The organism is Streptomyces sp. NBC_00572, from assembly GCF_026341815.1.
GTDB lineage: Bacteria > Actinomycetota > Actinomycetes > Streptomycetales > Streptomycetaceae > Streptomyces.
This window is the reverse complement of record NZ_JAPENX010000001.1, coordinates 1753677-1779880: the sequence shown is the minus strand read 5'-3', so window position 1 is coordinate 1779880 and position 26204 is coordinate 1753677. Positions and strand designations below refer to the sequence as shown.

General features: G+C 71.1%; 28 protein-coding genes and 1 riboswitch. Of the genes, 18 read left to right on the top strand and 10 right to left on the bottom strand.

The annotated features are described in order from the left end of the window. Positions 1-3 precede the first annotated feature (3 nt). On the top strand, positions 4-798 hold the full coding sequence (locus OG514_RS08135) for a S16 family serine protease (RefSeq protein WP_266892366.1): 795 nt from the start codon (positions 4-6) through the stop codon (positions 796-798). On the opposite strand, the gene OG514_RS08130 is transcribed toward OG514_RS08135, so the two are convergent. From OG514_RS08130 to OG514_RS08115, 4 genes are all read right to left on the bottom strand, one after another. Next, entirely contained in the window at positions 731-2098 is a 1368-nt protein-coding gene (locus OG514_RS08130; protein ID WP_266892364.1) for an MFS transporter, read from the bottom strand. The genes OG514_RS08135 and OG514_RS08130 overlap by 68 nt on opposite strands. After that, a complete protein-coding gene (locus tag OG514_RS08125; RefSeq protein WP_266892362.1) occupies positions 2095-2292 on the bottom strand; it encodes a hypothetical protein in 198 nt (65 codons plus the stop codon). The genes OG514_RS08130 and OG514_RS08125 overlap by 4 nt, the downstream gene beginning before the upstream one ends. Positions 2293-2311: 19 nt before the next feature. Further along, positions 2312-2893 carry a transcriptional regulator gene (locus OG514_RS08120; RefSeq protein ID WP_266892360.1) on the bottom strand — a complete coding sequence of 194 codons (582 nt, stop codon included), beginning with the start codon at positions 2891-2893 and terminating at the stop codon, positions 2312-2314. 86 nt (positions 2894-2979) lie between these two features. Continuing rightward, positions 2980-3456, bottom strand: a complete 477-nt coding sequence (locus tag OG514_RS08115) for an Lrp/AsnC family transcriptional regulator (protein ID WP_266892358.1) — start codon at positions 3454-3456, stop codon at positions 2980-2982. 121 nt (positions 3457-3577) lie between these two features. On the opposite strand from OG514_RS08115, the gene hppD reads away from it, so the two are divergent. Beyond that, positions 3578-4723 carry a 4-hydroxyphenylpyruvate dioxygenase gene (hppD, locus tag OG514_RS08110; protein WP_266892356.1) on the top strand — a complete coding sequence of 382 codons (1146 nt, stop codon included), beginning with the start codon at positions 3578-3580 and terminating at the stop codon, positions 4721-4723. A gap of 169 nt (positions 4724-4892) precedes the next feature. Here the strand turns inward: hppD and OG514_RS08105 are convergent, their stop codons facing one another. After that, a complete protein-coding gene (locus OG514_RS08105; RefSeq protein ID WP_266892354.1) occupies positions 4893-6335 on the bottom strand; it encodes a lipopolysaccharide assembly protein LapB in 1443 nt (480 codons plus the stop codon). A 98-nt stretch (positions 6336-6433) separates the two neighbouring features. On the opposite strand from OG514_RS08105, the gene OG514_RS08100 reads away from it, so the two are divergent. Further along, positions 6434-7801, top strand: a complete 1368-nt coding sequence (locus tag OG514_RS08100) for an FAD-binding oxidoreductase (protein ID WP_266892352.1) — start codon at positions 6434-6436, stop codon at positions 7799-7801. Positions 7802-7830: 29 nt separating this feature from the next. On the opposite strand, the gene OG514_RS08095 is transcribed toward OG514_RS08100, so the two are convergent. Then, positions 7831-8322, bottom strand: coding sequence for an SsgA family sporulation/cell division regulator (locus tag OG514_RS08095; RefSeq protein WP_266892350.1), 492 nt, complete (start codon positions 8320-8322; stop codon positions 7831-7833). A gap of 370 nt (positions 8323-8692) precedes the next feature. On the opposite strand from OG514_RS08095, the gene OG514_RS08090 reads away from it, so the two are divergent. Beyond that, positions 8693-10174, top strand: a complete 1482-nt coding sequence (locus tag OG514_RS08090; protein WP_266892348.1) for an RDD family protein — start codon at positions 8693-8695, stop codon at positions 10172-10174. 97 nt (positions 10175-10271) lie between these two features. Next, complete coding sequence (locus OG514_RS08085) at positions 10272-11027, top strand: RDD family protein (protein WP_266892346.1); 756 nt, start codon at positions 10272-10274, stop codon at positions 11025-11027. A 9-nt stretch (positions 11028-11036) separates the two neighbouring features. Here OG514_RS08085 and OG514_RS08080 read toward each other — a convergent pair whose 3' ends face one another. Continuing rightward, positions 11037-11351, bottom strand: a complete 315-nt coding sequence (locus OG514_RS08080; protein WP_266892344.1) for a hypothetical protein — start codon at positions 11349-11351, stop codon at positions 11037-11039. Positions 11352-11710: 359 nt separating this feature from the next. Between OG514_RS08080 and OG514_RS08075 the strand changes: the two genes are divergently transcribed. Further along, positions 11711-14149, top strand: a complete 2439-nt coding sequence (locus tag OG514_RS08075; protein WP_266892342.1) for an immune inhibitor A domain-containing protein — start codon at positions 11711-11713, stop codon at positions 14147-14149. Between the two features lie 132 nt (positions 14150-14281). After that, the gene (locus OG514_RS08070; RefSeq protein WP_266892340.1) at positions 14282-14593 is read left to right on the top strand and encodes a hypothetical protein; all 312 of its coding nucleotides are present in this window, start codon (positions 14282-14284) and stop codon (positions 14591-14593) included. A gap of 45 nt (positions 14594-14638) precedes the next feature. On the opposite strand, the gene OG514_RS08065 is transcribed toward OG514_RS08070, so the two are convergent. Together OG514_RS08065 and OG514_RS08060 are read right to left on the bottom strand one after the other, a co-directional pair. Next, positions 14639-15238 carry a nicotinamidase gene (locus OG514_RS08065; protein ID WP_266892338.1) on the bottom strand — a complete coding sequence of 200 codons (600 nt, stop codon included), beginning with the start codon at positions 15236-15238 and terminating at the stop codon, positions 14639-14641. 111 nt (positions 15239-15349) lie between these two features. Continuing rightward, a complete protein-coding gene (locus OG514_RS08060) occupies positions 15350-16678 on the bottom strand; it encodes a nicotinate phosphoribosyltransferase (RefSeq protein ID WP_266892336.1) in 1329 nt (442 codons plus the stop codon). Between the two features lie 146 nt (positions 16679-16824). Between OG514_RS08060 and clpS the strand changes: the two genes are divergently transcribed. From clpS to OG514_RS08015, 10 genes are all read left to right on the top strand, one after another. Then, positions 16825-17130, top strand: coding sequence for an ATP-dependent Clp protease adapter ClpS (gene clpS, locus OG514_RS08055; protein ID WP_030222252.1), 306 nt, complete (start codon positions 16825-16827; stop codon positions 17128-17130). Then, positions 17130-17711, top strand: a complete 582-nt coding sequence (locus tag OG514_RS08050; RefSeq protein ID WP_266892332.1) for a DUF2017 domain-containing protein — start codon at positions 17130-17132, stop codon at positions 17709-17711. The genes clpS and OG514_RS08050 overlap by 1 nt, the downstream gene beginning before the upstream one ends. A 346-nt stretch (positions 17712-18057) precedes the next feature. Next, positions 18058-19485, top strand: a complete 1428-nt coding sequence (locus OG514_RS08045) for an amino acid permease (RefSeq protein ID WP_266892330.1) — start codon at positions 18058-18060, stop codon at positions 19483-19485. A 123-nt stretch (positions 19486-19608) separates the two neighbouring features. Continuing rightward, positions 19609-20037: a M67 family metallopeptidase gene (locus tag OG514_RS08040; protein WP_266892328.1), complete on the top strand. Its 429-nt coding sequence runs from the start codon at positions 19609-19611 to the stop codon at positions 20035-20037. Positions 20038-20093: 56 nt separating this feature from the next. Further along, a riboswitch (cobalamin riboswitch) is annotated at positions 20094-20219 on the top strand. A gap of 35 nt (positions 20220-20254) precedes the next feature. Beyond that, positions 20255-21229: an ABC transporter substrate-binding protein gene (locus OG514_RS08035; RefSeq protein WP_266892326.1), complete on the top strand. Its 975-nt coding sequence runs from the start codon at positions 20255-20257 to the stop codon at positions 21227-21229. Beyond that, positions 21226-22317: an iron ABC transporter permease gene (locus tag OG514_RS08030; protein WP_266892324.1), complete on the top strand. Its 1092-nt coding sequence runs from the start codon at positions 21226-21228 to the stop codon at positions 22315-22317. The genes OG514_RS08035 and OG514_RS08030 overlap by 4 nt, the downstream gene beginning before the upstream one ends. Then, positions 22314-23099 carry an ABC transporter ATP-binding protein gene (locus OG514_RS08025; RefSeq protein ID WP_266892322.1) on the top strand — a complete coding sequence of 262 codons (786 nt, stop codon included), beginning with the start codon at positions 22314-22316 and terminating at the stop codon, positions 23097-23099. Before OG514_RS08030 ends, OG514_RS08025 begins: the two co-directional genes overlap by 4 nt. 44 nt (positions 23100-23143) lie before the next feature. After that, a complete protein-coding gene (locus OG514_RS39340; RefSeq protein ID WP_323181497.1) occupies positions 23144-23260 on the top strand; it encodes a putative leader peptide in 117 nt (38 codons plus the stop codon). Between the two features lie 92 nt (positions 23261-23352). Then, positions 23353-23631, top strand: coding sequence for a MoaD/ThiS family protein (locus OG514_RS08020; RefSeq protein WP_266892320.1), 279 nt, complete (start codon positions 23353-23355; stop codon positions 23629-23631). 5 nt (positions 23632-23636) lie between these two features. Further along, the gene (locus OG514_RS08015) at positions 23637-24587 is read left to right on the top strand and encodes a PLP-dependent cysteine synthase family protein (RefSeq protein WP_266892318.1); all 951 of its coding nucleotides are present in this window, start codon (positions 23637-23639) and stop codon (positions 24585-24587) included. Between the two features lie 100 nt (positions 24588-24687). Here the strand turns inward: OG514_RS08015 and OG514_RS08010 are convergent, their stop codons facing one another. After that, positions 24688-25185 (bottom strand): type II toxin-antitoxin system PemK/MazF family toxin, encoded by a 498-nt coding sequence (locus OG514_RS08010; protein WP_266892316.1) that lies wholly within the window; start codon positions 25183-25185, stop codon positions 24688-24690. Between the two features lie 203 nt (positions 25186-25388). Here OG514_RS08010 and OG514_RS08005 point away from each other — a divergent pair, with 203 nt between their 5' ends. Next, on the top strand, positions 25389-26141 hold the full coding sequence (locus tag OG514_RS08005; RefSeq protein ID WP_266892314.1) for an MBL fold metallo-hydrolase: 753 nt from the start codon (positions 25389-25391) through the stop codon (positions 26139-26141). Positions 26142-26204: the final 63 nt, after the last annotated feature.

Genomic DNA, 26204 nt, shown 5'->3' with positions numbered 1-26204 from the left:
GGCGTGCTCTCCAGTCTCTCCCGTCCCCGTGCTCTCGCGCTCTGCGCCCTGCCCGTCGCCGCGCTCTTCGCCGTCGTCGGCCTCGCGCCGCTGCCCTATGCCATCGCGCAGCCCGGTACGACCGCCGACGTGCTCGGCAAGGACAAGGGGCGGGAGATCATCACGATCACCGGCGCCCCGGTCCGGCCCACCGATGGGCAGCTGCGGATGACGACGATCGTCGCGACCGGGCCGTCCACGGACGTGGACTTCGGGGACGTGGCCGACGCCTGGTTCCGTACCGACCGGGCCGTCCTGCCGCACGACTCCGTCTACCCCGCGGGGAAGTCCGACGCCGAGATCGAGAAGCACAACCTGGGCCAGATGAAGGAGTCGCAGGACTCGGCCACCCTCGCCGCCCTCGACTACCTCAAGATGGACCCCGAGAAGGTGAAGGTGACCCTGCACCTCGCCGACATCGGCGGGCCCAGCGCCGGGCTGCTCTTCTCCCTCGGCATCGTCGAGAAACTCGCGGGCGACGGTTCCGGCGGTGACCTCACCGGCGGCCGGATCGTCGCCGGTACGGGCACGATCGACGCGGACGGAACGGTCGGCGCCGTCGGCGGGGTCTCTCTGAAGACCCAGGCGGCCGCCCGCGACGGCGCGACCGTCTTCCTCGTACCGAAGGCCGAGTGCTCGGACGCCGAGGCCGAGCTGCCGCAGGGCCTGCGGCTCATCCCCGTCACCGCGCTCAGCGACGCGGCGGCGTCCCTGCGGGCCCTGGAACAGGGGCAGGAGTCGAAGGTTCCGGTCTGCTGAGCCCCGCACTGCCCGCGGGGGCGGCCCGGGAGGCTTCCATCCCCCGCCAGGCGGGGAACACCAGCGGTGAGAGCGAGGCCAGGAAGTACACGCCGCCGACGGCGAGCAACGCCGAGGTGAGTCCCGCCCGCTCCACCAGGAATCCGGCGGCGAGCCCGCCCAGCGGGGTGGTGATCAGTACGGAGGCCGTGCTGGCCCCGCCGACGCGGCTGCGCAGCTCCTCGGGGACTATCTCGTAGAACACCGTGGAGAGGATCGGGTTGAGCACTCCGGCCCCGAGCCCGCCGAGGGCCATGACCACGAGCAACGGCACGGTGGAATCGGTGAAGGCTGCCGTCACGTACGCCGGGGCGCCGGTGAGCAGGAATCCGACCGCGAAGACCGGGCGGCGCGGGAAGCGGTGGCCGACGGCCCCGTAGAGCAGCGCCCCGACGAGAGCGCAGCCCCCGGAGACGGCGACGAGCAGGCCGAGCGAGGCCGAACCGCCGAGCTCCTCGCGGGCGTGCAGCGGCAGGAGGACCGAACCCCAGCTCTGCGCAAGGCCGTTGGTCGTCATGATCGTGAGGCTGATGCCGACGAGCAGCCGGGTCCGCAGCAGGAACGCGTAGCCCTCCCGCAGATCGGCCCGGTAGGCGGCCGGGGAGAGCGGCGGGGCTCCCCGCAAGGGCTCGGCGGACGGGATGCCGCGCAGTCCCGCGAGAACGAGGAGCGCGGAGGCGCCGAACGTGGCGGCGTCGACGTACAGGACGGTGTCGGCGCCCATGAAGGCCACGAGGAGGCCCGCGAGGGCGGCGCCGGTCATACGGGCCCCGCGTGAGACGGCGTCGTAGAGGCTGGCGGCGCGGGAGAGCGGGGTGCCGGCGTGCCGGGCCAGGTCGGGGATGAGGACGTTGCGGGCGGTCTCGCCGGGGGCGTGGAAGAGCCCGGTGACGGCCATCAAGGCGCACAGCATCCAGAACTGCAGGAGACCGGCCCGGTTGAGCAGCGGGATCGCGGCCAGTGCCAGCCCGCAGACCAGGTCGGAGGCGATGCTGACCCGGCGACGGCCGAGCCGGTCGATGACCGGACCTCCGGCGATCGCGGAGACCAGGACGGGCAGGGCCGCGCAGAAGGCGACGAGCCCGGCCTTGCCGGGGCTTCCCGTGGTGTCGAGCGCGAACCACGGAACGCCGATGAGGGTGAGTGAATTGCCGGTGATGGATACGGCGTTGGCGGCCAGGGCGGTCGCCAGGGGGATCCGGTCCCTCGTCGCCGGCCCCTTCTTCGTCGTATCCGTGTCGTGTCCCCCCGGAGCGGTCATGCGGCCAGGGTGACCGGACGGCGGTGTGCGGGAGTGGCCAGGCGCAGGCCCAGCTCGACGAGGGTCCAGCCGAGCTGGACGCGGAGGGTGGGGAGGGCCGGGCGGGTGGCGGGGTGGCGCCGGGCGGCGGCCGCCTCGCGGTGGAGTTCGGCGGCGGTCAGGGCGTGCAACTGGAGGTGTATGTCGGCGTGCATGGCTGAGGGGTTCCTTCCGTCAGTTCTCGTGCTGCGGGAACGCGTGCAGATGGATCCGTACGCGCTCGGCGTCCGGCGCGTCTCCGTCCTCGGTGTCCCGGTAGGACTCGATGAGGGCGTGCATCTTCTCGTCGAGCTCGCGGAGCTTCTCGGGGGGTAGCCGCAGGGTGAAGTCGCTCATGTCGGAGGCGGCGAGCCAGGCCTGGTCCCAGTCGTGCCGGGTGCCGAGGTAGGTGCTCAGCTCCTGCGTGTGGATGGTCGCGATCTCATGGACGTAGATGTCGAGGGCGCCGCGGACCTCCGGGTCCGGGTTCTCGTAGAGCGATGCGTCGACCCTCGTGCCCTGCTGGCCGGCCTTCCACCACCGCTCGCGTCCCTTGCCCCGTGTCGGATCGTCCTCGACGAAGCCGTGGGCCGCGAGCTGGCGCAGGTGGTAGCTGGTCGCACCACTGGACTCGCCCAGCTGCTCGGCCAGTTGGGAGGCGGTGGCGGGGCCGTGTCGGCGCAGGGTGCGCAGCAGCTGGATGCGGAGCGGGTGGGCGAGCCCGCGCAGGGAGCGCGGGTCCAGCCGGCGGCTCAGGTATTCCTCGGGCTCGGACATACTCGGAGCGTAGAGTTGCAAAGAACCAGTTGCAAGGGTTTTTTTGCAACTGGTTCTTTGCAACCGGTTCCTCGCGTCCGGCGGGTCTACCGCGGCTCCTCGCCCGCCGCCTGCTCCACCAGCGGGATGATCCGCAGCGGCACCGGGTTCTCCATCACGATCGCCGTCGACGCCCGCATGATCCCCTCGAACGCCACCACCTTGTCGATCACCCGCTGGAGGTCCGCGTTCGAGCGGGCGACGAGGCGGCAGAGCATGTCGCCGTGGCCCGTCGTCGTGTGCAGCTCCAGCACCTCGGGCACCGTCGCCAAGTGCCCCCGTACGTCCGCTCCCTGCCCCTGCTTGATCTCCAGCGTCGCGAACGCCGTCACCGGATAGCCGAGCGCCGCCGGGTCCACCTGCGGCCCGAAACCCCTGATCACCCCGCTCGCCTGGAGCCGGTCGAGCCGTGCCTGGACCGTGCCGCGCGCCACCCCGAGCCGCCGGGAGGCCTCCAGGACCCCGATGCGCGGCTCGCGCGCGAGGAGCGTGATGAGCCGGCCGTCCAAATGATCGATCGCCACAGCGGTCTCCCCATGGTCAGGATGTACAAGTCGCACGGCCATACTCGCCCGTCGCTGTGCAACATGACCAGTGGATCAGCGAACTCTTGCGCACCTTGCAGAACGGCGGGACATTGCTGCCATGACTGAGACCATCGATCACACCCCCTCCACCGCGCGGCAGGCCGATCCCTTCCCCGTGAAGGGAATGGACGCGGTCGTCTTCGCCGTCGGCAACGCCAAGCAGGCCGCGCACTACTACTCCACGGCCTTCGGCATGAAGCTCGTCGCCTACTCCGGACCGGAGAACGGCACCCGCGAGACCGCCAGCTACGTCCTCACCAACGGCGCCGCCCGGTTCGTGTTCACCTCCGTCATCAAGGTCGCGACCGACCGGGGCCGCTTCCTCGCCGACCACGTCGCCGAGCACGGTGACGGCGTCGTCGACCTGGCGATCGAGGTGCCGGACGCCCGGGCCGCGTACGCCTACGCCGTCGAGCACGGCGCCACCGGCCTCACCGAGCCGTACGAGCTCAAGGACGAGAACGGCACCGTCGTCCTCGCCGCCATCGCCACGTACGGCAAGACCCGCCACACCCTCGTCGAGCGCTCCGGCTACGACGGCCCCTACCTGCCGGGCTTCGTCGCCGCCAAGCCGATCGTCGAGCCGCCGGCCAAGCGCACCTTCCAGGCCATCGACCACTGCGTCGGCAACGTCGAGCTCGGCAAGATGAACGACTGGGTCGGCTTCTACAACAAGGTCATGGGCTTCACGAACATGAAGGAGTTCGTGGGCGACGACATCGCCACCGAGTACTCCGCCCTCATGTCGAAGGTCGTCGCGGACGGCACCCTCAAGGTGAAGTTCCCGATCAACGAGCCGGCGATCGCGAAGAAGAAGTCGCAGATCGACGAGTACCTGGAGTTCTACGGCGGCGCCGGCGTCCAGCACATCGCCCTCGCCACCAACGACATCGTCGCCACCGTGCGCGCGATGCGTGCCGCCGGTGTCTCCTTCCTCGACACCCCCGACTCGTACTACGACACCCTCGGCGAGTGGGCCGGCGAGACCCGCGTGCCCGTCGAGACCCTGCGCGAGCTGAAGATCCTCGTCGACCGCGACGAGGACGGCTACCTGCTGCAGATCTTCACCAAGCCGGTCCAGGACCGCCCGACCGTCTTCTTCGAGATGATCGAGCGCCACGGCTCCATGGGCTTCGGCAAGGGCAACTTCAAGGCGCTCTTCGAGGCCATCGAGCGCGAGCAGGAGAAGCGCGGCAACCTCTAGAGGCTGCCCGCACGGTGAGGGGCCCGGGGCCACGCCCCGGGCCCCTCACCGCGCGCCACCGACCGGGCCGTCCCGGACGCCCGGCCGATGCCGAGCGCCCCGGTGCGACCCTCGGCGTCCCGGCGGGACACGGGGCCTGCCCGGGACGCCGCAACTCTCCGCCCCAGCCCTACCTCGCCGCGGGCCTCGCCAGTGTGCTCGACGTGCCCGTCGTGCCGCCCGACCCCTCCCGCCGGGGCGTCTCCGGCTCCGGGCGGAGTTCCTTCGGGAGTTCGTCCGGGGGCTCGCCCAGGGCCGTCACCGCCTCCGTCGCCTTCGGCGCGAGCAGCGGCGAGAAGTACGGGTTGATCCGCAGCGCCTCCGTCAGGTGGCGGCGGGCCGGGCCGCGTTCCTCCAGGGCACGTTCGATCTCGCCCCGGTGGTACGAGAACAGCGCGCTCCGCAGGCCCTCCTCCGTGGCCAGCTTCGCGTACCCCAGCGCCTCCGCGGTCTTGCCCGACCGGTACAGCGCCCACCCCAGCGCGTCCGCCGCCCGCACCGAGCGGTGCCCGCGCGCCCACTCCGCCCGCATCCGGGTCACCGCCGCCGCCGCGTTGCCGTGATCCGCGTCGAGCAGCGCCAGGGTCACCTCGCCCCCCGCCCACGTGCCCGTCCGCAGCCGCTCGTACAGCGCCCGGGCGTCCCCGTCCAGGCCCAGCGACTCGGACAGCTCGCCCGCCTCCAGGACGTATTCCGGCAGCGGCAGCCGGGCCAGCGCGGCCCGCCAGTCCCGCAGCGCCTCGTCGGTGCGGCCGAGCGCCGTGAGCGCCCGCGCCCGGCCCGCGAGCGAGGGCCCGTGGTCCCGTACGAGCGCCAGCGCCGTCCCGTGCCGTGCGAGCGCCTCGTCCGGTTCGCCCCGCTCCCACGCCAGGTCACCGAGCCGTGCCAGCGAGGCCGCCTTGTCCGCGTCCGTCACCGCGAGCGCCACCGCGTCGAGGGCCGCCACCTCGGCGTCCTCGCGCCAGCCCCGGTCGCGGAACGTCTGCGCGGCCCTGGCCCGCACCACCGCGCCCGTGTGGAGCCCCTCCAGGGTCTCCATCGCCTTCTGGGCCGCCTTGTACTCCCCGAGACCGTTGTACGCGTCCATCAGGACCGGGTACGCGGGCCAGCGGCGCGGATCCGCCTTCCGGACCTGCTCGCCCCACTCCTTGGCCGACTTCCAGTCGCCGCGCGCCCCCGCGAGCGCCGCGAGCCCCAGCTGCGCGTCCGTATTGCCCTTCGCGGCGGGCCGTTCGGCGAGGGAGCGCCGCAGCGCCCGCTCGGCCCGCGGATAGTCCCGTACGTCGCCCAGGCGCGCGCCCCGCTGCGTGTACGCCGCGCCGAGCTCCGCCCAGGACGCCTCGTCGTCCGGGTGGGCCCGCAGCCACTCCTCCCGGTCCGTGATCAGCGCGGCCAGGTCAGGGAGCGAGGCCTGCGCGCCCGCGTGGGCCGCGATCGTCGCCCGCTCCGCCGGACCGGGCGGGCGCGGCGGCCCCTGGCCGACGAGCTCGGGGACGTACAGCAGTGCCGTCGCCGCGAGCACCGCGCCCACTCCGGCCGCCAGGACCGTCCTCGACACGTTCTGCGTCTTCATGGCGCTCACTGTGCGCCCGCCCGCACCTGTACGAAGAGCACACGAAGCGCCTGCCCCGGCGGGTTCACACCGATGGCCCCGGGTGCCACGCTGGACGCATGGACGATCTTCTGACGCGGCTGCGCGCCGGGCTCCCCGCCGAGGCGCTGCTCACCGATCCGGACGTGACCGCCTCCTACGCGAACGACATGGCGAGCTTCTGCGAGGCGGGCGCCCCCGCGGTCGTCGTGCTCCCGCGCACCGTCGAACAGGTGCAGCACGTCATGCGCACCGCGACGGAACTCCGTGTCCCCGTCGTCCCCCAGGGAGCCCGCACGGGCCTCTCCGGCGGCGCCAACGCCTCCGAGGGCTGCATCGTGCTCTCCCTGGTCAAGATGGACCGCATCCTGGAGATCAACCCGGTCGACCGGATCGCCGTCGTCGAACCGGGTGTCGTCAACGCCGTGCTGTCACGTGCCGTCGCCGAACACGGCCTCTACTACCCGCCGGACCCGTCCAGCTGGGAGACGTGCACCATCGGCGGGAACATCGGCACGGCCTCCGGCGGCCTGTGCTGTGTGAAGTACGGGGTGACGGCCGAGTACGTCCTCGGCCTCGACGTCGTCCTCGCCGACGGCCGTCTCCTGACCACCGGCCGCCGCACCGCCAAGGGCGTCGCCGGCTATGACCTGACCAGGCTCTTCGTCGGTTCGGAGGGCAGCCTCGGCATCGTCGTCAAGGCCGTGCTCTCGCTCCGGCCGCAGCCTCCGGCGCAGCTCGCGCTCGCCGCCGAGTTCCCCTCCGCGGCCGCCGCCTGCGCCGCCGTCTGCACGATCATGGAGCGCGGCCACACCCCGTCGCTGCTCGAACTCATGGACGGCACCACCGTCCGGGCCGTCAACAAGCTGGCGCGCATGGGTCTGCCCGACACCACCGAGGCGCTGCTCCTGTGCGCCTTCGACACCCCGGACCCGGCCGCCGATCTGGCCGCCGTGGGGGAGCTGTGCGTGGCGGCGGGCGCCACCGAGGTCGTCCCGGCCGCAGACGCGGCCGAGTCCGAACTCCTCCTCCAGGCGCGCCGGCTCTCCCTCACGGCCCTGGAGACGATCAAGCCCGCGACGATGATCGACGACGTGTGCGTGCCACGGACGCGGCTGGCCGAGATGCTCGACGGCACGGCGGCCGTCGCGGAGAAGTACGACCTCACCATCGGCGTCTGCGCGCACGCCGGCGACGGGAACACCCATCCCGTCGTCTGCTTCGATCACCACGACGAGGACGAGTCCCGGCGCGCGCGGGAGTCCTTCGACGAGATCATGGCGCTCGGGCTGGAGCTCGGCGGCACGATCACCGGCGAGCACGGAGTGGGCGTGCTGAAGAAGGAATGGCTGGCACGGGAGCTGGGGCCGGTCGGTCTGGAGCTCCAGCGCGGGATCAAGGCCACGTTCGACCCGTTGGGGCTGCTCAACCCCGGAAAGCTGTTCTGACGTTCGTACGGACTCGTCCGGTACGGGGCTCACAGCTCGCCGTCCTGCGACTCGTCCGACGGCCACGGGTCGCGCAGCCACAGGTCGTCGGCGATCACGGTGGTCGCCAGGAGTTCGACGAGTCCGTCGTCGATGCCCAGCCGCTCGGACTCGGTGCCCGGCGGCACCGCGCGCAGGGTCCGCTCCAGCCAGGCGGACACCTGCGCGGAGGGGGCTTCGAGGAGGGCGTCGCCGTCGGGGGAGGAGAGCGCCATCAGGATGACGCTGCGGCCGTCGACCTTGGTGGGCCAGATCCGCACGTCACCGTGCCCGCACGCGCGGAACACGCCCTCGACGAGGAGTTCGCGCGCGAACGTCCAGTTGACCGGGTGGTCCGTGCCGATGTGGAAGGTGATGTGGACGGCGTACGGGTCGCCGGTGCGGTAGGCGAGCCGGGCGGGGACGGGGACGGCGCGCTCGGGCGAGAGCACCAGCTTCAGTTCCAGCTCGCGCTCGACGGTGGTGTTGTCGGTGTTCTGCATGGTCGTACTCCCTCTCGCGGACCGGCCCCGTGCGGGCCTTCACAGGGAGAGAGCGGGGTGCCCGCACTTCATTACGCGACTTCGGGAAGTTTTTTCGGGAAGTTTTTCCGGGCCGGACGACGGGCCGGATGACGGGCCGGATGGCGGTCCGGATGAGAGGTGGGGTGACGGGTCGTACGCCCGACCGGATGTACCGGCCCGAACATCACCGGGAGTGATCGATTCCGGTACGCGTCCCCCCGAAGGCGGGCTTTCTCGCGGGCTCTTTGTTCCCTCGGGGACGTTCTTCGTTACTGTCCTCCTTGGGCGCGGCACGCCCGGCACGCGGCCGTGCGGATCAAAGGCGTTGTGACTGAACGGAGTCGGGGCAGTGGCTACTCCTCCTGGAGGCGGCGGAGAGGTACCGCAGGCGGGGTACTACCCGGACCCGTCCATTCCCGGGTACATCCGGTACTGGAACGGGGGCGCCTGGGTTCCCGGTACGAGCAGGCCCGCCCCCACGGACGGTGAGGTTCCGCCGCATCCGCCGGCCTCGGCGATCCCGGCCGGCCCGATCCTGGCCTCCGGCCCGGCCCCTGCACCGGTCGTCGCGCACCACCACGAGCCGCACGAGCAGCAGTACCAGCCCGTGCAGCACCACGAACAGCAGCAGCACCACGAGCAGCCGCACCAGCCGCAGCAGCCCCGGCCCGAGCTCCAGGCGCAGCCCGTCGCGGAGCTCGAACCCGTGCGCCCCGTCGCCTCCCTGCCGGCCCGGGCGCAGCCGCCCGCCCTCGCGCCCGTCCCCGCACCCGCACCCGTCCCCGCCGTGGAGGAGACCGGGCCCGTCTTCTTCGACGAGGAGCCGGTCGCCGCGGAACCCGCCTCCGCCTGGCAGGCGGACACCTCCCGCCAGACCGGCTTCGGCGGCGACCGCGACCAGAAGGTCTCCTGGGGGGCGCCGCAGGCCCCCGACCCGCGTACCCCCGCGGACTGGCCGGTCGCCGGTGCGAGCGAGCCCGCCGAGGCGCGGTCCGCCGCCCCGGCGGCGGACCCCCGGGCGACCGGGGGAGCGGCGCGTCTCGGCGGGATGCCCGTCACGCGGATCCCCACGCCCACCCCGGCCCCTCAGCAGCCCCAGCCGACCCCGCGGGCCCCTCGGCCCCAGCCGGCCGCCCAACCGGCTCCTGAGCCCACGGCAGCGGCCCCCACGCCCGTTCATCAGGCGCCCGCTCCGACCCCCACGCCCGCGACGCCCTCCTGGGCCCAGCAGCCCCAGCCGCAACAGCCGCAGGCCCAGCAGCCGCAGCCCCCGGAGCAGCAGCAGCCCGTCGTCCCCTGGAAGCCGCCCGTCGACGACCTGTTCGTCCAGGCGGCCCGCGCGCAGGCCTCCGCACGCCCCGCCGGGCACGGCAGGCGGCTGCTCGCCCGGCTGATCGACACCGTCGTCCTGGGCGCGCTCGTCGGCGCCGCCGCCTTCCCGTTCGTGACCGCCGCCCTCGACCACATCAACGGCAAGATCGAGGCGGCCAAACAGTCCGGGGTCACCGTCCAGGTCTGGCTGCTCGACGGCACGACCTCCGTCCAGTTCGGCATCGTGCTGGCCGCGCTGTTCGTCATCGGCGTCCTGTACGAGGTGCTGCCCACCGTCAAGTGGGGCCGCACCCTCGGCAAGAAGCTGTGCGGGATCGAGGTGCGGGACATCGAGGCGCACCAGCCGCCGAGGTTCGGGGCGGCCCTGCGCCGCTGGCTCGTCTACAGCGTCCTGGGGCTCCTGGCCATCGGCGTCCTCAACGTCCTGTGGTGCCTGTTCGACCGTCCCTGGCGCCAGTGCTGGCACGACAAGGCCGCCCGTACCTTCGTGGCGCGCTGACCTCCGAAGGGCTGACGGGACCCCCCCCAGGGGGTGGGGTCCCCCGAACGGGCGGTGATTCCTTGCGGGGGCGCCGCACCCGGGATGCACTGCCCCCATGAGCACCGACCAGCCGCCGCCCGGCCAGCCGCCCGAGGAGGACCCGTTCCTCAAGAGGCCGCAGGAGCCCCCGCCGCCCTCCGCGGGCGAGCCGCCACCGTCGGGTCCGCCCCCGGAGGGGCCTCCTCCGGGAGACCCCCCGCCCGGGAGTCCGTACGGTCCCTCGGGAGGTTCCCCGTACGGCCCCTCGGGCGGTTCTCCGTACGACAACATGCCGCCGCCCCCGCCTCCGTACGGCGGCTACGGTGCCGGCTACGGCGGTACCGATCCGCTCTCCGGGATGCCGCCGCTCGCCGAGTCCGGGAAGCGCATCATCGCCCGGATCATCGACTGGCTGATCATCGCGATCCCGCTGGCGATCATCGGCATCCCGCTCGACATCTACTCGCGGGCGACCAGGGACGGCAACGACTTCGGCGACACGGTCAACAGCCTCAACGGCGGGAGCCAGCTGGTCTTCCAGCTGATCACGATCGTCGCGTACGTCGCCTACGACACGGTGATGGTGGCCAGGAACGGCCAGACCCTCGGCAAGAAGTGGATGAAGCTGCGGGTCGCGATGCTCAACGACGGCTCGACGCCCCCGATGAACCAGTCGCTGCTGCGCGCGATCGTGCTCTGGCTGCCCGCGCTGATCTGCTGCGCCTGCCTGTGGCCGCTGCTGATCCTGATCCTGATCCTGGTCGACAAGCCCTACAAGCAGGGTCTGCACGACAAGGCGGCGAAGACGGTGGTGGTCTCCGTCCCGCAGTGACGGAACCCGCTACGAACCGGTCCGGGTATCGGCCCCCACGCCCACGCGTGCGGCCGGTGCCCGGACCTCTTCGTTCACGGCGGGTGCCGGAGTCGGTGCCGGAGTCGGTGCCGGAGCCGGGGCCGGAGTCGGTGCGGTGGTCTTGACGGTCGTCGTCCGCACCGGCATCGTCACCGCCACGAGCAGTCCGAGCAGCAGGCCGGCGAGGCTGATCACCGTGATCCCGAGCGTGGTCGTCGTACCGGAGAGCAGCAGGAGGGCGACGGTCGCGAGGACGACGGTGGCCGAACCGTAGGCGAGCTGCGCGGCGTTCGGACGCTGCATGACAAATACCGCCCTCTCAGGACAATGGTCCGGCTCTATGACAGGGATGCCCGAGCGGACCAAACGTAAGCGTGACCTAACCCACGGTGCCGGGTGCACGGGGGGCGCACGGAGTCATCCGGGCGGGCAAGTGCCGCCGTCAATGCGCCTGTTGAGGTCGCAGAGGCAGCCGGGGAGGGACCGTAAAGTGTCCGATAATCGAAATCTCGCTCCCACATAGTGCAGTTGGTATGTGCAAGTCAAGATCTGTCTTTTCTTGTCTCCCTCCGGTCGAATGTCGTCACTTGTGACGCGCGACCCCGCCGGACGGACACCCCACCTTCGGTCCGAGAGCGCGGGCGCCGGGGAGGACATATCAAGTGACCAACAGACGACGGGCGATCAGAGCGTCCGCAGTCGTCGTAGCGCTCGCGGCCACCGCCGCCACCGCCTCGACCTTCACCACCGCCTGGGCCGACAATCACGGCAGCGTGACGTCGGCCGATGTCCGTCACGACCCGGCGCCCGGCGCCGGGATCGACAAGACGGCCGTCGACCACGACCTCGAGGGCCCGTTCAGCGAGCAGCAGGATCAGCAGCGTAAGGCTGCCCTGGAGCAGGTGCTGAGCGGCGAGTCGAAGGTGGAGCGCCGAGGCGGCTCCCAGGTGGTCAAGCTCGACGACAAGAAGTTCGTCGAGCTGGGCCGCGAGAAGACCGACAAGATCTTCACGATCCTCGTCGAGTTCGGCGACAAGGTGGACAACACCACCCTCGTCGACCGCGCCGACGACGACACGACCGAGCCGAAGCCGAAGTTCGGCGGCACGCCCGGCCCCCTGCACAACCAGATAGCCCAGCCGGACCGTGAGCACGACAACTCCACGGCCTGGCAGGCGGATTACAACCAGAAGCACTTCCAGGACCTGTACTTCGGCACCGGCAAGGACGCCAAGGGACAGCCCAAGCAGTCGCTGAAGACCTACTACGAGAAGACCTCGTCCGGCCGTTACTCGGTCGACGGCGGCGTCTCCGACTGGGTCAAGGTCGAGTACAACGAGGCCCGTTACGGCTCGAACTACTGCGGCAACAGCAACTGCGCCAACGTCTGGGACGCGGTTCGCGACGGCGTCACCGCCTTCGTCGCCGACCAGAAGGCCAAGGGTCGCACCGACGCCCAGATCAAGGCCGACATGGCCCAGTACGACCTCTGGGACCGGTACGACTTCGACGGCGACGGCAACTTCAACGAGCCCGACGGGTACATCGACCACTTCCAGATCGTCCACGCGGGCGAGGACGAGTCGGCGGGCGGCGGCGCCCAGGCGAGCGACGCCCTGTGGGCCCACCGCTGGTACGCCTACGGCACCAACGCGGGCAAGACCGGTCCGGCGAACAACAAGGCCGGCGGCACGCAGATCGGTGACTCCGGCATCTGGGTCGGCGACTACACGATGCAGCCGGAGAACGGCGGCCTCGGCGTCTTCGCGCACGAGTACGGCCACGACCTCGGTCTGCCGGACCTGTACGACACCTCCGGTGCCAAGGGTGCCGAGAACTCGACCGGCTTCTGGTCGCTCATGTCCTCGGGTTCCTGGCTCGGCCGCGGCAAGGACGCCATCGGCGACCTGCCCGGCGACATGAACGCCTGGGACAAGCTCCAGCTCGGCTGGCTGAACTACACCAAGGTGGCGAACGAGGCTCGCGCCTGGAACTCCACGCACAAGCTCGGTGTGGCCGCGTACAACACCAAGAACCCCCAGGCGCTCGTCGTCGAGCTGCCGAAGAAGGCCGTCACCACCGATGTCGTCGCGCCCGCCGAGGGTGCCACGCAGTGGTGGAGCAACATGGGTGACGACCTCAAGAACACCCTGACGCGTTCCGTCGATCTGACGGGCAAGACGTCCGCCTCCCTGAACCTCAAGGGCTGGTACGACATCGAGCTCGACTACGACTACCTCTACACCGAGGTGTCGACCGACGGTGGTGCCAACTGGACGGCCCTGGACGGCACCGCCGACGGCAAGCCGCTCCCGCGTGACGCCAGCGGCGCCCCGGCGCTGACCGACGTCTCGGGCACGCACAAGGAGCTCGTCTACGGCCTCGACGCCTACGCGGGCAAGAAGTTCGACCTCCGCTTCCGCTACCAGACGGACGGCGGCGCCGGCGGCAAGGGCTTCACGGCCGACGCCATCACGCTGACCGCCGACGGTGCCACCGTCTTCTCGGACAACGCCGAGAACGGTGACAACGGCTGGGTCGCGAAGGGCTTCTCGCGGGTCGGCAAGGGCTTCACGAAGTCGTACGACCAGTACTACATCGCGGAGAACCGCCAGTACGTCTCGTACGACGCCACCCTCAAGGTCGGCCCGTACAACTTCGGGTTCACCGGTGACAAGGCGAGCTGGGTCGAGCACTACCCGTACCAGAACGGTCTGCTCATCTGGAAGTGGGACCTCTCCCAGAAGGACAACAACACCGCGGTCCACCCGGGCCAGGGTCTGATCCTTCCGATCGACTCCCACCCGACCCCGCTGAAGTTCAAGGACGGCAGCCTGATGCGCAACCGCGTCCAGGCCTACGACTCCACCTTCGGCACCTACCGGACCGACAGCCTCCTGCTCCACAAGGCCGACGTCGCTGCCTTCGTCCCGTCGCTGCCGGGCAACCCGGTCTTCGACGACCGCAAGGGCACGTACTGGCTCCAGGAGACGGCGCGCGCCGGTGTCCAGGTAACTGACACCAACACCAAGATCCAGGTCGTCAAGGAGCCGAAGAACGGCGAGACGATCACGGTTCGCGTGGGTCCGTCCACGAAGTAAGCAGTAAAACTGCAGGTCAAATCATGATCGGCCGTCGCCCTCTAGCGGGCGGCGGCCGATCGTGTTTAGGTGCGTCTGACAGTTCAGACCGATGTTCTTATTGACAGTCGATCCACGGGGGAGTGGTTCCGCATGCCCAACGGAGGGTTCTGCAAGTTGCCGGGAGGCAGCGTGGTCGTCGCCATAGGGCTGCCCAGCCCGGCCCGCGACGGCGCCAGTGTCCGCTTCCTGGTCCACGCCGCGAACCGTGCCCGCGCCCTGACCCGGCTGCGGAACCTCGGGCTGCGGGCGGTCTACCTCCGCGGGAACAGCGAGCCGCCCACCCCGGACGAGATCACGGCCGTCCTGCACCACCCGGACGGCCTGCTGTGGAGATCCGCCCCGGGCGCCGCCCAGGAGCTCTGGCACCCCGTACGGTCTCTCCCCAAGGAACCGGCGGCCTGATCCGCACGGAGACGCTCAGGCGACCACGCGGGCTCGCCGGGACGCTCAGGCCACCACGGGCTTGCCGGTCAGCTCCACGCCCGCCGTCCGCAGCTCCTCCAGGGCCCGGTCCGTCGTCTCCTTCGCGACGCCGGCCGTCAGTTCGAGCAGCACATGGGTCCGGAAGCCCTCACGGGCCGCGTCCAGGGCCGTCGCCCGGACGCAGTGGTCGGTGGCGATGCCCACCACGTCGACCTCGGTGACGTTCCGCTCTCGCAGCCACTCCGCGAGCGTCCGCCCGTTCTCGTCGCGCCCCTCGAAACCGCTGTACGCCGCGTCGTACGCGCCCTTGTCGAAGACCGCGTCGATCGCCCCGCTGGCGACGGCCGGCGCGAAGTTCGGGTGGAAGCCGACCCCCTCGGTACCGGCCACGCAGTGCACCGGCCAGGAGCTGACGTAGTCGGGCTCCTCGCCGGCCGGCGCGAAGTGCGCCCCCGGGTCGACATGGTGGTCGCGGGTGGCGACCACATGCCGGTAGGAGGTGCCCGCCGTCTGGCCGACCAGGTCGGTGATGGCGGCGGCGACGTCCGCGCCGCCGGTCACCGCGAGGCTGCCGCCCTCGCAGAAGTCGTTCTGAACGTCCACAACGATCAATGCGCGGTGCATGTCGGGTGTCCTTAGCGCGTCGGGGAGGGGTGGGATCGAGCCTAGAGACTCAGCCCGCCCACCGGGAGGGGGCGGGTCCGGTCTCCGTGGGCCCCACGGTCTGCGTGGGCTCTACAGGTACTCCGTCGGCAGCACGGGCTCGCCCCGGGAGAGCTGGATCGCCGACATCGGCAGCCCCGCGCGGGCCGCGATGTGCCGGGACCTCGCGGCCTCCAGGGGCTCCCGGGCCACCACGTCACCGCCCTTGACCAGCTCGACCAGCAGCTGGTGGTCGGCGAGCTCCGGCGGGACCGGGCCGGTGCCCAGGACCTCCGCCTCGGCGACCCCGTACGCGTCGGGCCGGCGCGCCGCCCACTTGCGCCCGCCGACCGAGGCCTTTCCGCCGAGCGACTTCTTGGCGACCGGGGTGAGCGGCGCCTTGAGGTCGGCGGAGGAGGCCCGTGCGACCAGCTTGTAGACCATGGAGCAGGTCGGGTGACCGCTGCCGGTGACCAGCTGCGTGCCCACCCCGTACGCGTCGACCGGGGCCGCCGCGAGGGAGGCGATGGCGTACTCGTCGAGGTCCGAGGTGACGACGATCTTCGTGTCCCGCGCGCCCAGCTCGTCGAGCTGCTGCCGTACCCGGTGGGCGACGAGCAGCAGGTCGCCGGAGTCGATCCGGACGGCCCCCAGCTCGGGCCCCGCGACCTCGACCGCGGTACGGACGGCCTCGGCCACGTCGTAGGTGTCGACGAGCAGGGTCGTACCCCGTCCGAGGGACTCGACCTGGGCCTGGAAGGCGTCCCGCTCGCTGTCGTGGAGGAGGGTGAAGGCGTGGGCGGAGGTGCCGACGGTCGGGATGCCGTAGCGGAAGCCGGCGGCGAGGTCCGAGGTGGAGTCGAAGCCGCCGACGTAGGCGGCGCGGGAGGCGGCGACGGCCGCCAGCTCGTGGGTGCGCCGGGCGCCCATCTCGATCAGGCGGCGCCCGCCGGCCGCGGCCGACATGCGGGAGGCCGCGGCGGCGATGGCCGAGTCGTGGTTGAGGATGGAGAGGATCACCGTCTCCAGGAGCACGCACTCGGCGAAGGAGCCCTCGACGCGCAGGACGGGCGAGCCGGGGAAGTACACCTCGCCCTCGGGGTAGCCCCAGATGTCGCCGGAGAAGCGGTAGCGGGCCAGCCATTCGAGGGTCGGCTCGTCGACGATGTTCCGCTCGCGCAGGAAGCCCAGGACGGCGGGGTCGAACCGGAAGTTCTCGACGGCGTCCAGGACCCGGCCGACGCCCGCGAGGACGCCGTAGCGCCTGCCCTCGGGCAGTCGCCGGGTGAAGACCTCGAAGACCGAGCGACGGTCGGCGGTGCCACCCCGGAGGGCCGCCTGGAGCATGGTCAGTTCGTACTGATCGGTGAAGAGCGCGGTCGACGGCACGTCCACCGGCAGCCCAAGGTCCGCAGCGTTCATGTCAGCGATGCTAGCGCAGAAATCGTCAAAGTGACGAATAGGGGTGGAGGCTCGCGCCGGATCATGGGCCGAGCGGGTGGTCCGTCCACGGGTAGGGGGGTGACCCGTTTGTGCGACGGGGGCCCCGGGGTGGCAGCATGGGGTGAGTGAGCGTCGCGCCTATTGAGATCGAACGTACGGAATCGGCCGAGGAGGTCTCCGCGGTCGTCGAACCGGACGTGCCCTGGGTGACCCTCGTGCACAACGATCCGGTCAACCTGATGAGCTACGTGACCTACGTCTTCCAGGCGTACTTCGGCTACTCCAAGGACAAGGCGCACAAACTGATGCTCGACGTGCACCACAAGGGCCGCGCGGTGGTCTCCAGCGGAACCCGCGAGGAGATGGAGCGCGACGTGCAGGCCATGCACGGCTACGGCCTCTGGGCGACCCTCACCCAGGACCGCGGCTGATGGCCGGCCGCTTCGAGAACCTGCCCGGCGGCGGCGCCGCCGTCGCCCTCGACGACGTCGAGATCTCCATCCTCCGCTCCCTCGCCGTCCAGCTCATGGAGCTGATCGGACCGGGCGAGGAGCCCGCCAAGGACGCCGACCCGCTGGCAGCGCTCTTCGCCGAGGGGCCGAGCAAGCCGCCGTCCGACCCCGCGCTCAAGCGCCTCTTCCCCGACGCGTACGGGGACGACAGCGAGGAACTGCGCGCGGCCGCCTCCGACTTCCGCCGTTACACCGAGAACGACCTGCGGGCCCGCAAGCGCGAGGACGCCCTCGTCGTGGTGCGCGCCCTGGACGCGCTCTCCGCCGACGCGGCGGGCGAGGGCGGCGCGGTCCTGAAGCTGACCCCGGACGAGTCCAGGGCCTGGCTCGGCGCGCTCAACGACCTCCGGCTGACCATCGGGACCCGCCTGGAGGTCGAGGACGAGGAGGGCGAGCAGCTGTACCGGCTGCCGGACTCCGACCCGCGCAAGCCGATGGTGATGGCGTACCTCTGGCTGGGGGCGCTCCAGGAATCCCTCGTCGAGACCCTGATGCCGTAACCCGGCTCGCCCGGGACGCCTTTCGCGGCACCCCTTCTTCGCGGGATGTTCGCTCAGCGGACGCTCAAATCCGGATAACGAATGCGTTATCAGAGCGTCCGCTTTGCCGTCTTGCGCCCCATTCGCCTGGCACTTTTCGTGACGTGCGCCACACGCAACTCCCTCGATCGCGTCCTGCCCCGTGATAAATCTTCACGACCGCTCGGGGACGCCACCCCTGTTCCCGAGGGCGCTTTGGCCGGCTGATCGCCGGTAGCACTCCATCCACATCCGGGGGGATCAGGATCTGATCCGCGGCAGACGCACTCGCAGTCGCGCGGATCAGCATGGAGAAAGGCGCACCACCATGACCTCTGTGCAGGTCGACAAGCAGCACGACGGCACCGACGGGGCCGTGGACGGCGGCGAGGGCTACCAGCGTGGCCTCGGCTCCCGGCAGATCCAGATGATCGCGATCGGCGGTGCCATCGGCACCGGCCTCTTCCTCGGCGCCGGCAAGGCCATCGCCAAGGCGGGGCCCAGCCTGATCCTCGCGTACGCCATCGCGGGCCTGGTCATCTTCTTCATCATGCGCGCCCTGGGCGAGCTCCTCATGTACCGCCCCGTGTCCGGCTCCTTCGCGGAGTACGCACGGGAGTTCGTCGGCCCGTTCTGGGGCTTCGTGACCGGCTGGACGTACTGGCTCTTCTGGGTCGTCACCGGCATCACCGAAGTCACCGCCGCGGCCACCTATATGACGTACTGGTGGGACATCCCGCAGTGGATCTCCGCGCTGGTCTTCACGTTCGTCCTCTACGGCGCCAACCTGATCTCCGTGAAGCTCTTCGGTGAGCTGGAGTTCTGGTTCTCCATGGTCAAGGTCACCGCGATCATCGGCATGATCCTGATCTGCGCCGGCATCCTCACCATCGGCTTCTCCGACGCCGGCGACACCGCCTCCGTGACCCACCTGTGGGACCAGGGCGGCTTCTTCCCCACCGGCATCGGCAACACGCTGATGACCCTGCAGATCGTCATGTTCGCCTTCCTCGCCGTCGAGCTGGTCGGCGTCACCGCCGGCGAGTCCAAGGACCCGAAGACCGTCCTGCCCAAGGCCATCAACGCCGTGCCGTGGCGCATCGCCGTCTTCTACGTCGGCGCGCTGATCATGATCCTTTCGGTCGTCCCGTGGACCGAGTTCAAGCCGGGCGTCTCCCCGTTCGTCGCCGCCTTCGAGAAGATGGGCCTCGGCGCCGGCGCCGCCATCATCAACTTCGTGGTGCTGACCGCCGCCCTGTCCTCCTGCAACTCGGGGATGTACTCCACCGGCCGCATGCTGCGCGACCTCGCGCTCAACGGCCAGGGCCCGAAGGTCTTCACCAAGCTCACCAAGAGCGGCACCCCGCTTCTCGGCCTGACCTTCTCGGCCTCGCTGATGCTCGTCGGTGTCTGGATCAACTACGTCGCCCCGGGCAAGGCCTTCGAGTACGTGGTCTCCTTCGCCACCATCTCCGGCATGTGGGCCTGGATCATGATCCTGGTCTGCCAGATCCGCTACCGGGCCAAGGCCAACCGCGGCGAGCTCCCCGAGTCGACCTTCAAGGCCCCGGGCGCCCCGTACGCCAGCTGGTTCGCGCTCGCCTTCATCATCATGGTCATCGTGATGATGGGCATCGACGAGGGCGCGCGGGTCTCGCTGTACGCCGCCCCGGCCTGGGGTCTGATCCTCGGCGTCTCCTACCTGGTCCTGAAGTCCCGCAACCCCGAGGGCGCGGCCTTCGCCAAGCGGTCCTGACAGGTCTCCGCGAGCGGTCGCCGCAGGTCGTCCCCAAGCGGCCCTGACCTCGATCGTCTCGGCATTCGGGCCGTTCCGTACCACTCCCCGGTACGGGACGGCCCGTCCGCTTATCCTGTCGGCATGCTGACCATCACCCGGGCCCTGTACGACCAGATCGTGGAGCACTCCCGCGCGGACCACCCCGACGAGGCCTGCGGCGTGGTCGCGGGTCCGGCCGGCACCGGGCGCCCCGAGCGCTTCATCCCGATGCTCAACGCCGCCCGCTCGCCCACGTTCTACGAGTTCGACTCCGCGGACCTGCTCAAGCTCTACCGCGAGATGGACGACCGGGACGAGGAGCCCGTCATCGTCTACCACTCGCACACCGCGACCGAGGCCTACCCGTCCCGCACGGACATCTCGTACGCGAACGAGCCCCAGGCCCACTACGTCCTGGTCTCCACCGCCGACAGCGACGGCGCGGGCCCCTTCCAGTTCCGCTCCTTCACCATCGTCGAGGGCGTCGTGACGGAGGAAGAGGTCAAGGTCGTCGAGGAGTACGACGCCTGAGACACTGGCCGGGACCAAGGGAGTGTCTCGTCGGTCAGGCCGGGCTCGCCCCGACCGACAGGACACCCCCAGGCGGCAGGACCCAGGAAGCCGGTGCGAATCCGGCACGGTCCCGCCACTGTGACCAGCGCCTCCGGGAGCTGGGAGCCAGGAACTGACCTGCCGCCTCTTCACCACCGATCGGGGACGTGGAAATCCCCGGAGGAGGCACTCCGCCATGACCTGGCCCCGCCGTACCCTGCTGCCCGTCGCCGCCCTGCTCCCGCTGCTCGCCGCCTGCTCCACGGCCCCCGAGAAGCCGGCCCCCGCCGCGAAGGCCGCCCCGGGATTCCCGTACACCGTCTCCAACTGCGGTGTGAAGACGACGTACCAGGCCCCGCCGCAGCGCGCGGTCACCATGAACCAGCACGTCACCGAGGTCATGCTCGCCCTCGGCCTGGAGAAGTCCCTCGTCGGCACCGCCTACCTCGACGACGCCATCCTCCCCGCGTACAAGAAGGCGTACGACTCCGTCCCCGTCCTCGCGAAGGAGTACCCCTCCAAGGAGGCCCTGCTCGCCGCGAACCCCGACTTCGTGTACGGCGGATACTCCTCCGCCTTCGCCGAGAAGGACGGCCGCAGCCGCGACGACCTGAAGCGCGCGGGGATCGACACCCGCCTCAACACCGAGTACTGCCCGTCCGGTTCGACCTCCGTAGACGACCTCTACCGCGAAGTCGACGAGGTCGGGCGGACGTTCGGCGTCGCCGACCGGTCCGCGAAGTGGGTCCGGGAGGCGAAGGCCACCGTCGCCACCGCCACGAAGCGCCTCAAGGGCGCCGCACCCGTCTCCGTCTTCGTCTACGACAGCGGCGACAAGACCGCCTTCACCGCCGGCGGGAAGGGCATCGGCAACGAGCTCATCACCCGCGCCGGCGGCCGCAACGTCTTCGCCGACCTCGACAAGTCCTTCGGCGACGCCACCTGGGAACAGGTCGTCGCCCGCAAGCCCGAGGTCGTCGTCATCTACGACTACGGCACCACCACCGTCGAACAGAAGAAGAAGCGGCTCCTCGACGACCCGGCGCTGAAGGACGTCCCCGCGATCAGGAACCGCCGGTTCGCCGTCATGCCGCTCTCCGACACCGTCCTCGGCGTCCGCGTCCCCGCCGCCGTCGACAAGCTGGCCGCCCAGCTCCACCCGACCCGATGAGCGTGGCCCTCCGCGAGACCGGGACCCGGACCCCCGTCCGGGCCCCGGCCCCCGCGCGCCCCCTCCGGTACGTCCTGGTCGTCGCCGGACTGATCCTCGCCCTCGCCGCCGCCGCGACCGCCTCGCTCGCCCTCGGCTCCGTCCGCATCCCGCCCGGCCAGGTCCTCGACGCCCTCACCGGGCGGGCCGGGCCCTCCCCGTACCGGACGATCGTCCTCGACGTACGGCTGCCCCGGGTCCTGCTCGGCGCGGTCGTCGGCGCCGGACTCGCCGTCGTCGGCGCCGTCCTCCAGGCCCTCGTCCGCAATCGGCTCGCCGACCCCTTCCTCCTCGGGATCTCCTCCGGCGCCTCCGCCGGAGCCGTCCTCGTCCTGGTCGTCGGCGGCGGAGCCGGCCTGGTGGGAGGAGTGACCACCACCCTCGCCCTGCCCGCCGGGGCCTTCGTGGGCGCCCTGCTCTCCCTCGTCCTCGTCTACGGGCTCGCGCGCCGCGGCGGCACCCTGACCAGCACCCGGCTCGTGCTCGCCGGGGTCGCCGTCTCCTACATCCTGTCCGCGCTCGCCACCCTGCTCCTGGTCGTCGCAGGACGCCCCGAACAGTTCCAGGAGGCCATGTACTGGTCCCTCGGCGGCCTCGGCAGCGCCCGCTGGGACACCCTGGCCCTGCCCGCCGCCGTCCTGGCCCTCGGCGTCGGCGTCCTCCTCACCCTCGCCCGCCCGCTCGACCTGCTCCTCGTCGGCGAGGAGGAAGCCACCGTCCTCGGCCTCGACACCGCCCGCTTCCGCGCCGCCGTCTTCGTCCTCGCCTCCCTCGTCACCGCCGTCATGGTCGCCGCCAGCGGAGCCGTCGGCTTCGTCGGCCTGATGGCCCCGCACGCCGCCCGGCTCGCCGTCGGCGCCCCGCACCGCCGGCTCCTCCCCGTCGCCGCGCTCGGCGGAGCGCTCGCCCTCGTCCTCGCTGACCTCGGCGCCCGGACCGTCGCCGCACCCCAGGACATCCCCGTCGGCGTCCTCACCGCGCTCACCGGCGGCCCGTTCTTCCTCTGGCTGATGCGCCGCCGTCCGGGCCCGGAAGGAGCGGCCCTGTGACCGAACTGCGCCTGCGGGGCCTCTCGTACGAGAACAGGCTCCGCTCCGTCGACCTCACCGTCCACCCCGGCGAGACCGTCGGCCTCATCGGCCCCAACGGCAGCGGCAAGACCACCCTCCTGCGCTGCGTCTACGGCACCCTCGCCCCCACCGCCGGGCAGGCCCTCCTCGACGGCGACGACCTCCACGCCCTCGGCCCCAAGGCCCGCGCCCGCCGCGTCGCCACCGTCCCCCAGGACAGCGCCGTCGAGTTCGAACTCACCGTCGGCGAACTCGTCGCCCTCGGCCGCTCCCCGCACAAACGGTTCTGGGAGGGAGACACCGGCGCCGACCGGGAGCGCACCGAGGACGCCCTCGCCCGGGTCGGCCTCGCGGACCTCGCCGACCGCCCGTACCCCACGCTCTCCGGCGGCGAACGCCAGCGCGCCCTCGTCGCCCGCGCCCTCGTCCAGGACCCGGCCCTGCTCGTCCTCGACGAACCCACCAACCACCTGGACATCCGCCACCAGCTCGACGTCCTCGCCCTCGTCCGCACCCTGGGCACCACCAACCTGCTCGCCCTCCACGACCTCAACCTGGCGGGGGCGTACTGCGACCGGATCTACGTCCTGGAGCAAGGAAGGCTCGTCACCGGCGGCACTCCCCGCGAGGTCCTCACCCCCGCCCTCCTGGAGGCGGTCTACGGGGTGGACGCCGAGGTCATCCCGCATCCGAGGACCGGCAGCCCGACCGTCCTCTACCAGCACCGTCCGGCAGGCGGGCAGGAACCATCCACCATGTGAGATCACATTCCGAAACCCGGACCGGGAATCGATACGATGAGCCCATGGTTTCCCACGACGTGAGCGAAGAGACTCCGGGCACAGTGCTGCTCGTGGCGCGCCTGCACGTCGACCTGTGCCGCCTCGCCAGCGCGATCTGTCCGTCCCGCGCTGTGCTCTGAGCGACCGGCCGAGCGCACTTACGTACGACCCCCCTCCGCGCGGGGGCCCCAGCAGCGCGCCCATCACGCCACTTCCGACAGGAGCCCACGCCATGGCCATCGAGGTCCGCATCCCGACCATCCTCCGCACCTACACCGACGGCCAGAAGGCCGTCGAGGGCAGCGGTGGCACCCTCGCCGAGCTCTTCGCCGACCTGGAGTCCCGCCACACCGGGATCGAGGCCCGCATCGTCGACGACGGCAAGCTCCGCCGCTTCGTCAACGTCTACCTCAACGACGAGGACGTCCGCTTCCTCGACGGCATCGACACCAAGCTCACCGACGGCGACAACGTCACGATCCTGCCGGCCGTCGCCGGTGGCATGGTCTGATCCACATGCGCTACGACTCCTCGCTGGCGGCGGTCGGCAACACGCCGCTCGTCCGCCTCCCCCGGCTCTCGCCCTCGGACGACGTCCGCATCTGGGCGAAGCTGGAGGACCGCAACCCGACCGGCTCGGTCAAGGACCGCCCCGCGCTCCACATGGTCGAGCAGGCGGAGAAGGACGGCCGCCTCACCCCCGGCTGCACCATCCTGGAGCCGACCAGCGGCAACACCGGCATCTCCCTCGCCATGGCCGCCAAGCTCAAGGGCTACCGCATCGTCTGCGTCATGCCCGAGAACACCAGCGAGGAGCGCCGCCAGCTGCTCGCCATGTGGGGCGCGGAGATCATCTCGTCCCCCGCGGCGGGCGGATCGAACACGGCGGTACGCGTCGCCAAGGAACTCGCCGCCGAGAACCCGTCCTGGGTGATGCTCTACCAGTACGGCAACCCCGACAACGCGGGCGCCCACTACGCCACCACAGGCCCCGAGATCCTCGCCGACCTGCCGTCCATCACCCACTTCGTGGCCGGCCTCGGCACCACCGGCACCCTGATGGGCGTCGGCCGCTACCTGCGCGAGCACAAGCCCGACGTCAAGATCGTCGCCGCCGAGCCGCGCTACGACGACCTCGTCTACGGCCTCCGGAACCTCGACGAGGGCTTCGTACCGGAGCTGTACGACGCCTCCGTCCTCACCACCCGCTTCTCCGTGGGCTCCGCCGACGCGGTCACCCGCACCCGCGAACTCCTCCAGCAGGAGGGCATCTTCGCGGGCGTCTCCACGGGCGCGGCACTGCACGCGGCCATCGGCGTCGGCAACAAGGCGGTGAAGGCGGGCGAGAGCGCGGACATCGCCTTCGTCGTCGCCGACGGCGGCTGGAAGTACCTCTCGACCGGCCTCTACACGGCGGCCACCACGGAAGAGGCGATCGCGGCGGTCCAGGGCCAGCTCTGGGCGTAGGCCCTCGCCCCCGCTGCCGGAACCCGCACCACCCGGCCGCGCACCCCAGGGCCTGTCTGACCATTCCCGTCGGGGGCCGACGCCAATGGTCAGACAGGCCCTAGCGCGCGAGATGGCGGACCTGGTCCCAGACGACCGGGTCCGCCATCCCCGCTTTCCGCCGGAAATCCGACACCGGCACCTCGCGCAGCTCATCCGTCTCCAGGAAGCTCGGCCGCCCCTGCGCGTCACCCACCGCACCCGGCGGCAGCGCGATCACACCCGGCCGCTCGTCGTGGTACTTGCTGGTGATCTTGGCGACGAGCGCGCTGTTCCCCCGTACCGACAGCACCAGACAGGGCCGGTCCTTCGAACCCGGACCGTCCTCGAAGGGCACGTCCGCCCACCAGATCTCGGCGGCGTGCGGCAACCGCGACGGAGCCTTCCGCGGCCCGGTGGGCCGACCGGGCGGCCGGGTCGGCGGCCGGGTCCGTCCCGCCGGGCGTCCGGACGAACGCCCCGACGAGCGGCGCGACGACCGCCGCCACCCGTCGGCGAGCGCCACGACCAGCGCGATCACCACGACCGCGACCAGCGCGGGCCACCACGACGTGTCCATACCTCAAGACGGTACCGGCGCGCGGCTCACTCCGCCGCAACGGCCCGCCATCCATCCGAACCGGTGACAGAGCCCGTGAGTTCGCCCACAACGGGCCACCACGAAGGAGCGACAGGCCCTGGAGCGCCTTACGCTCGACAGACCGCACAGCCTCCCCCTTCCTCAGCGCGCTTTCCGTATCCGTCCACGGAGGTTCCCGCTCCATGAAGCTCACCGTCGTCGGCTGCTCCGGGTCGTTCCCGTCCGCGGATTCGGCCTGTTCGAGCTACCTCGTCGAGGCCGACGGCTTCCGGCTGCTCCTCGACATGGGCAACGGCGCCCTGGGCGAGCTGCAGCGACACATCGGTCTGTACGACCTCGACGCGATCTTCCTCAGCCATCTGCACGCCGACCACTGCATCGACATGTGCGGGTACTTCGTCGCCCGCTACTACCGGCACGAGGGCGGCCGCTGCGACGCGATCCCCGTCTACGCGCCGGAGGGCGCCGAGCAGCGCCTGACCACGGCGTACGCGGACACCCCGTCCCCCACCTCGATGAGCGAGGTCTTCGACTTCCGCACCCTGAAGTCGGAGGCCTTCGAGATCGGCCCGTTCTCCGTCCGTACGGAGAAGGTGTGCCATCCGGTCGAGGCGTACGGCATCCGGGTCGAGCACAACGGCCGCTCGCTCACGTACTCCGGGGACACCGGGGTCTGCGAGTCACTGCACAAGCTCGCCGAGGGCACGGACCTCTTCCTCTGCGAGGCCTCCTTCACCCACGGCAAGGAGGACATCCCGGCCCTCCACCTCAACGGCCGGGAGGCGGGGGCGGAGGCCGCCCGCTCGTCGGCGGGCCGGCTCGTCCTCACCCACATCCCGCCGTGGACGGACGGCGAGCAGAACCTGGCGGACGCGCGCCGGGTGTACTCGGGCCCGTCCGAGCTGGCGAGGCCGGGCGCGGTCTACGAGATCTGAGGCCGTCCTCCGACAACGGGAAGGGCCCCGGAACCTTGCGGTTCCGGGGCCCTTCCGTGCTGC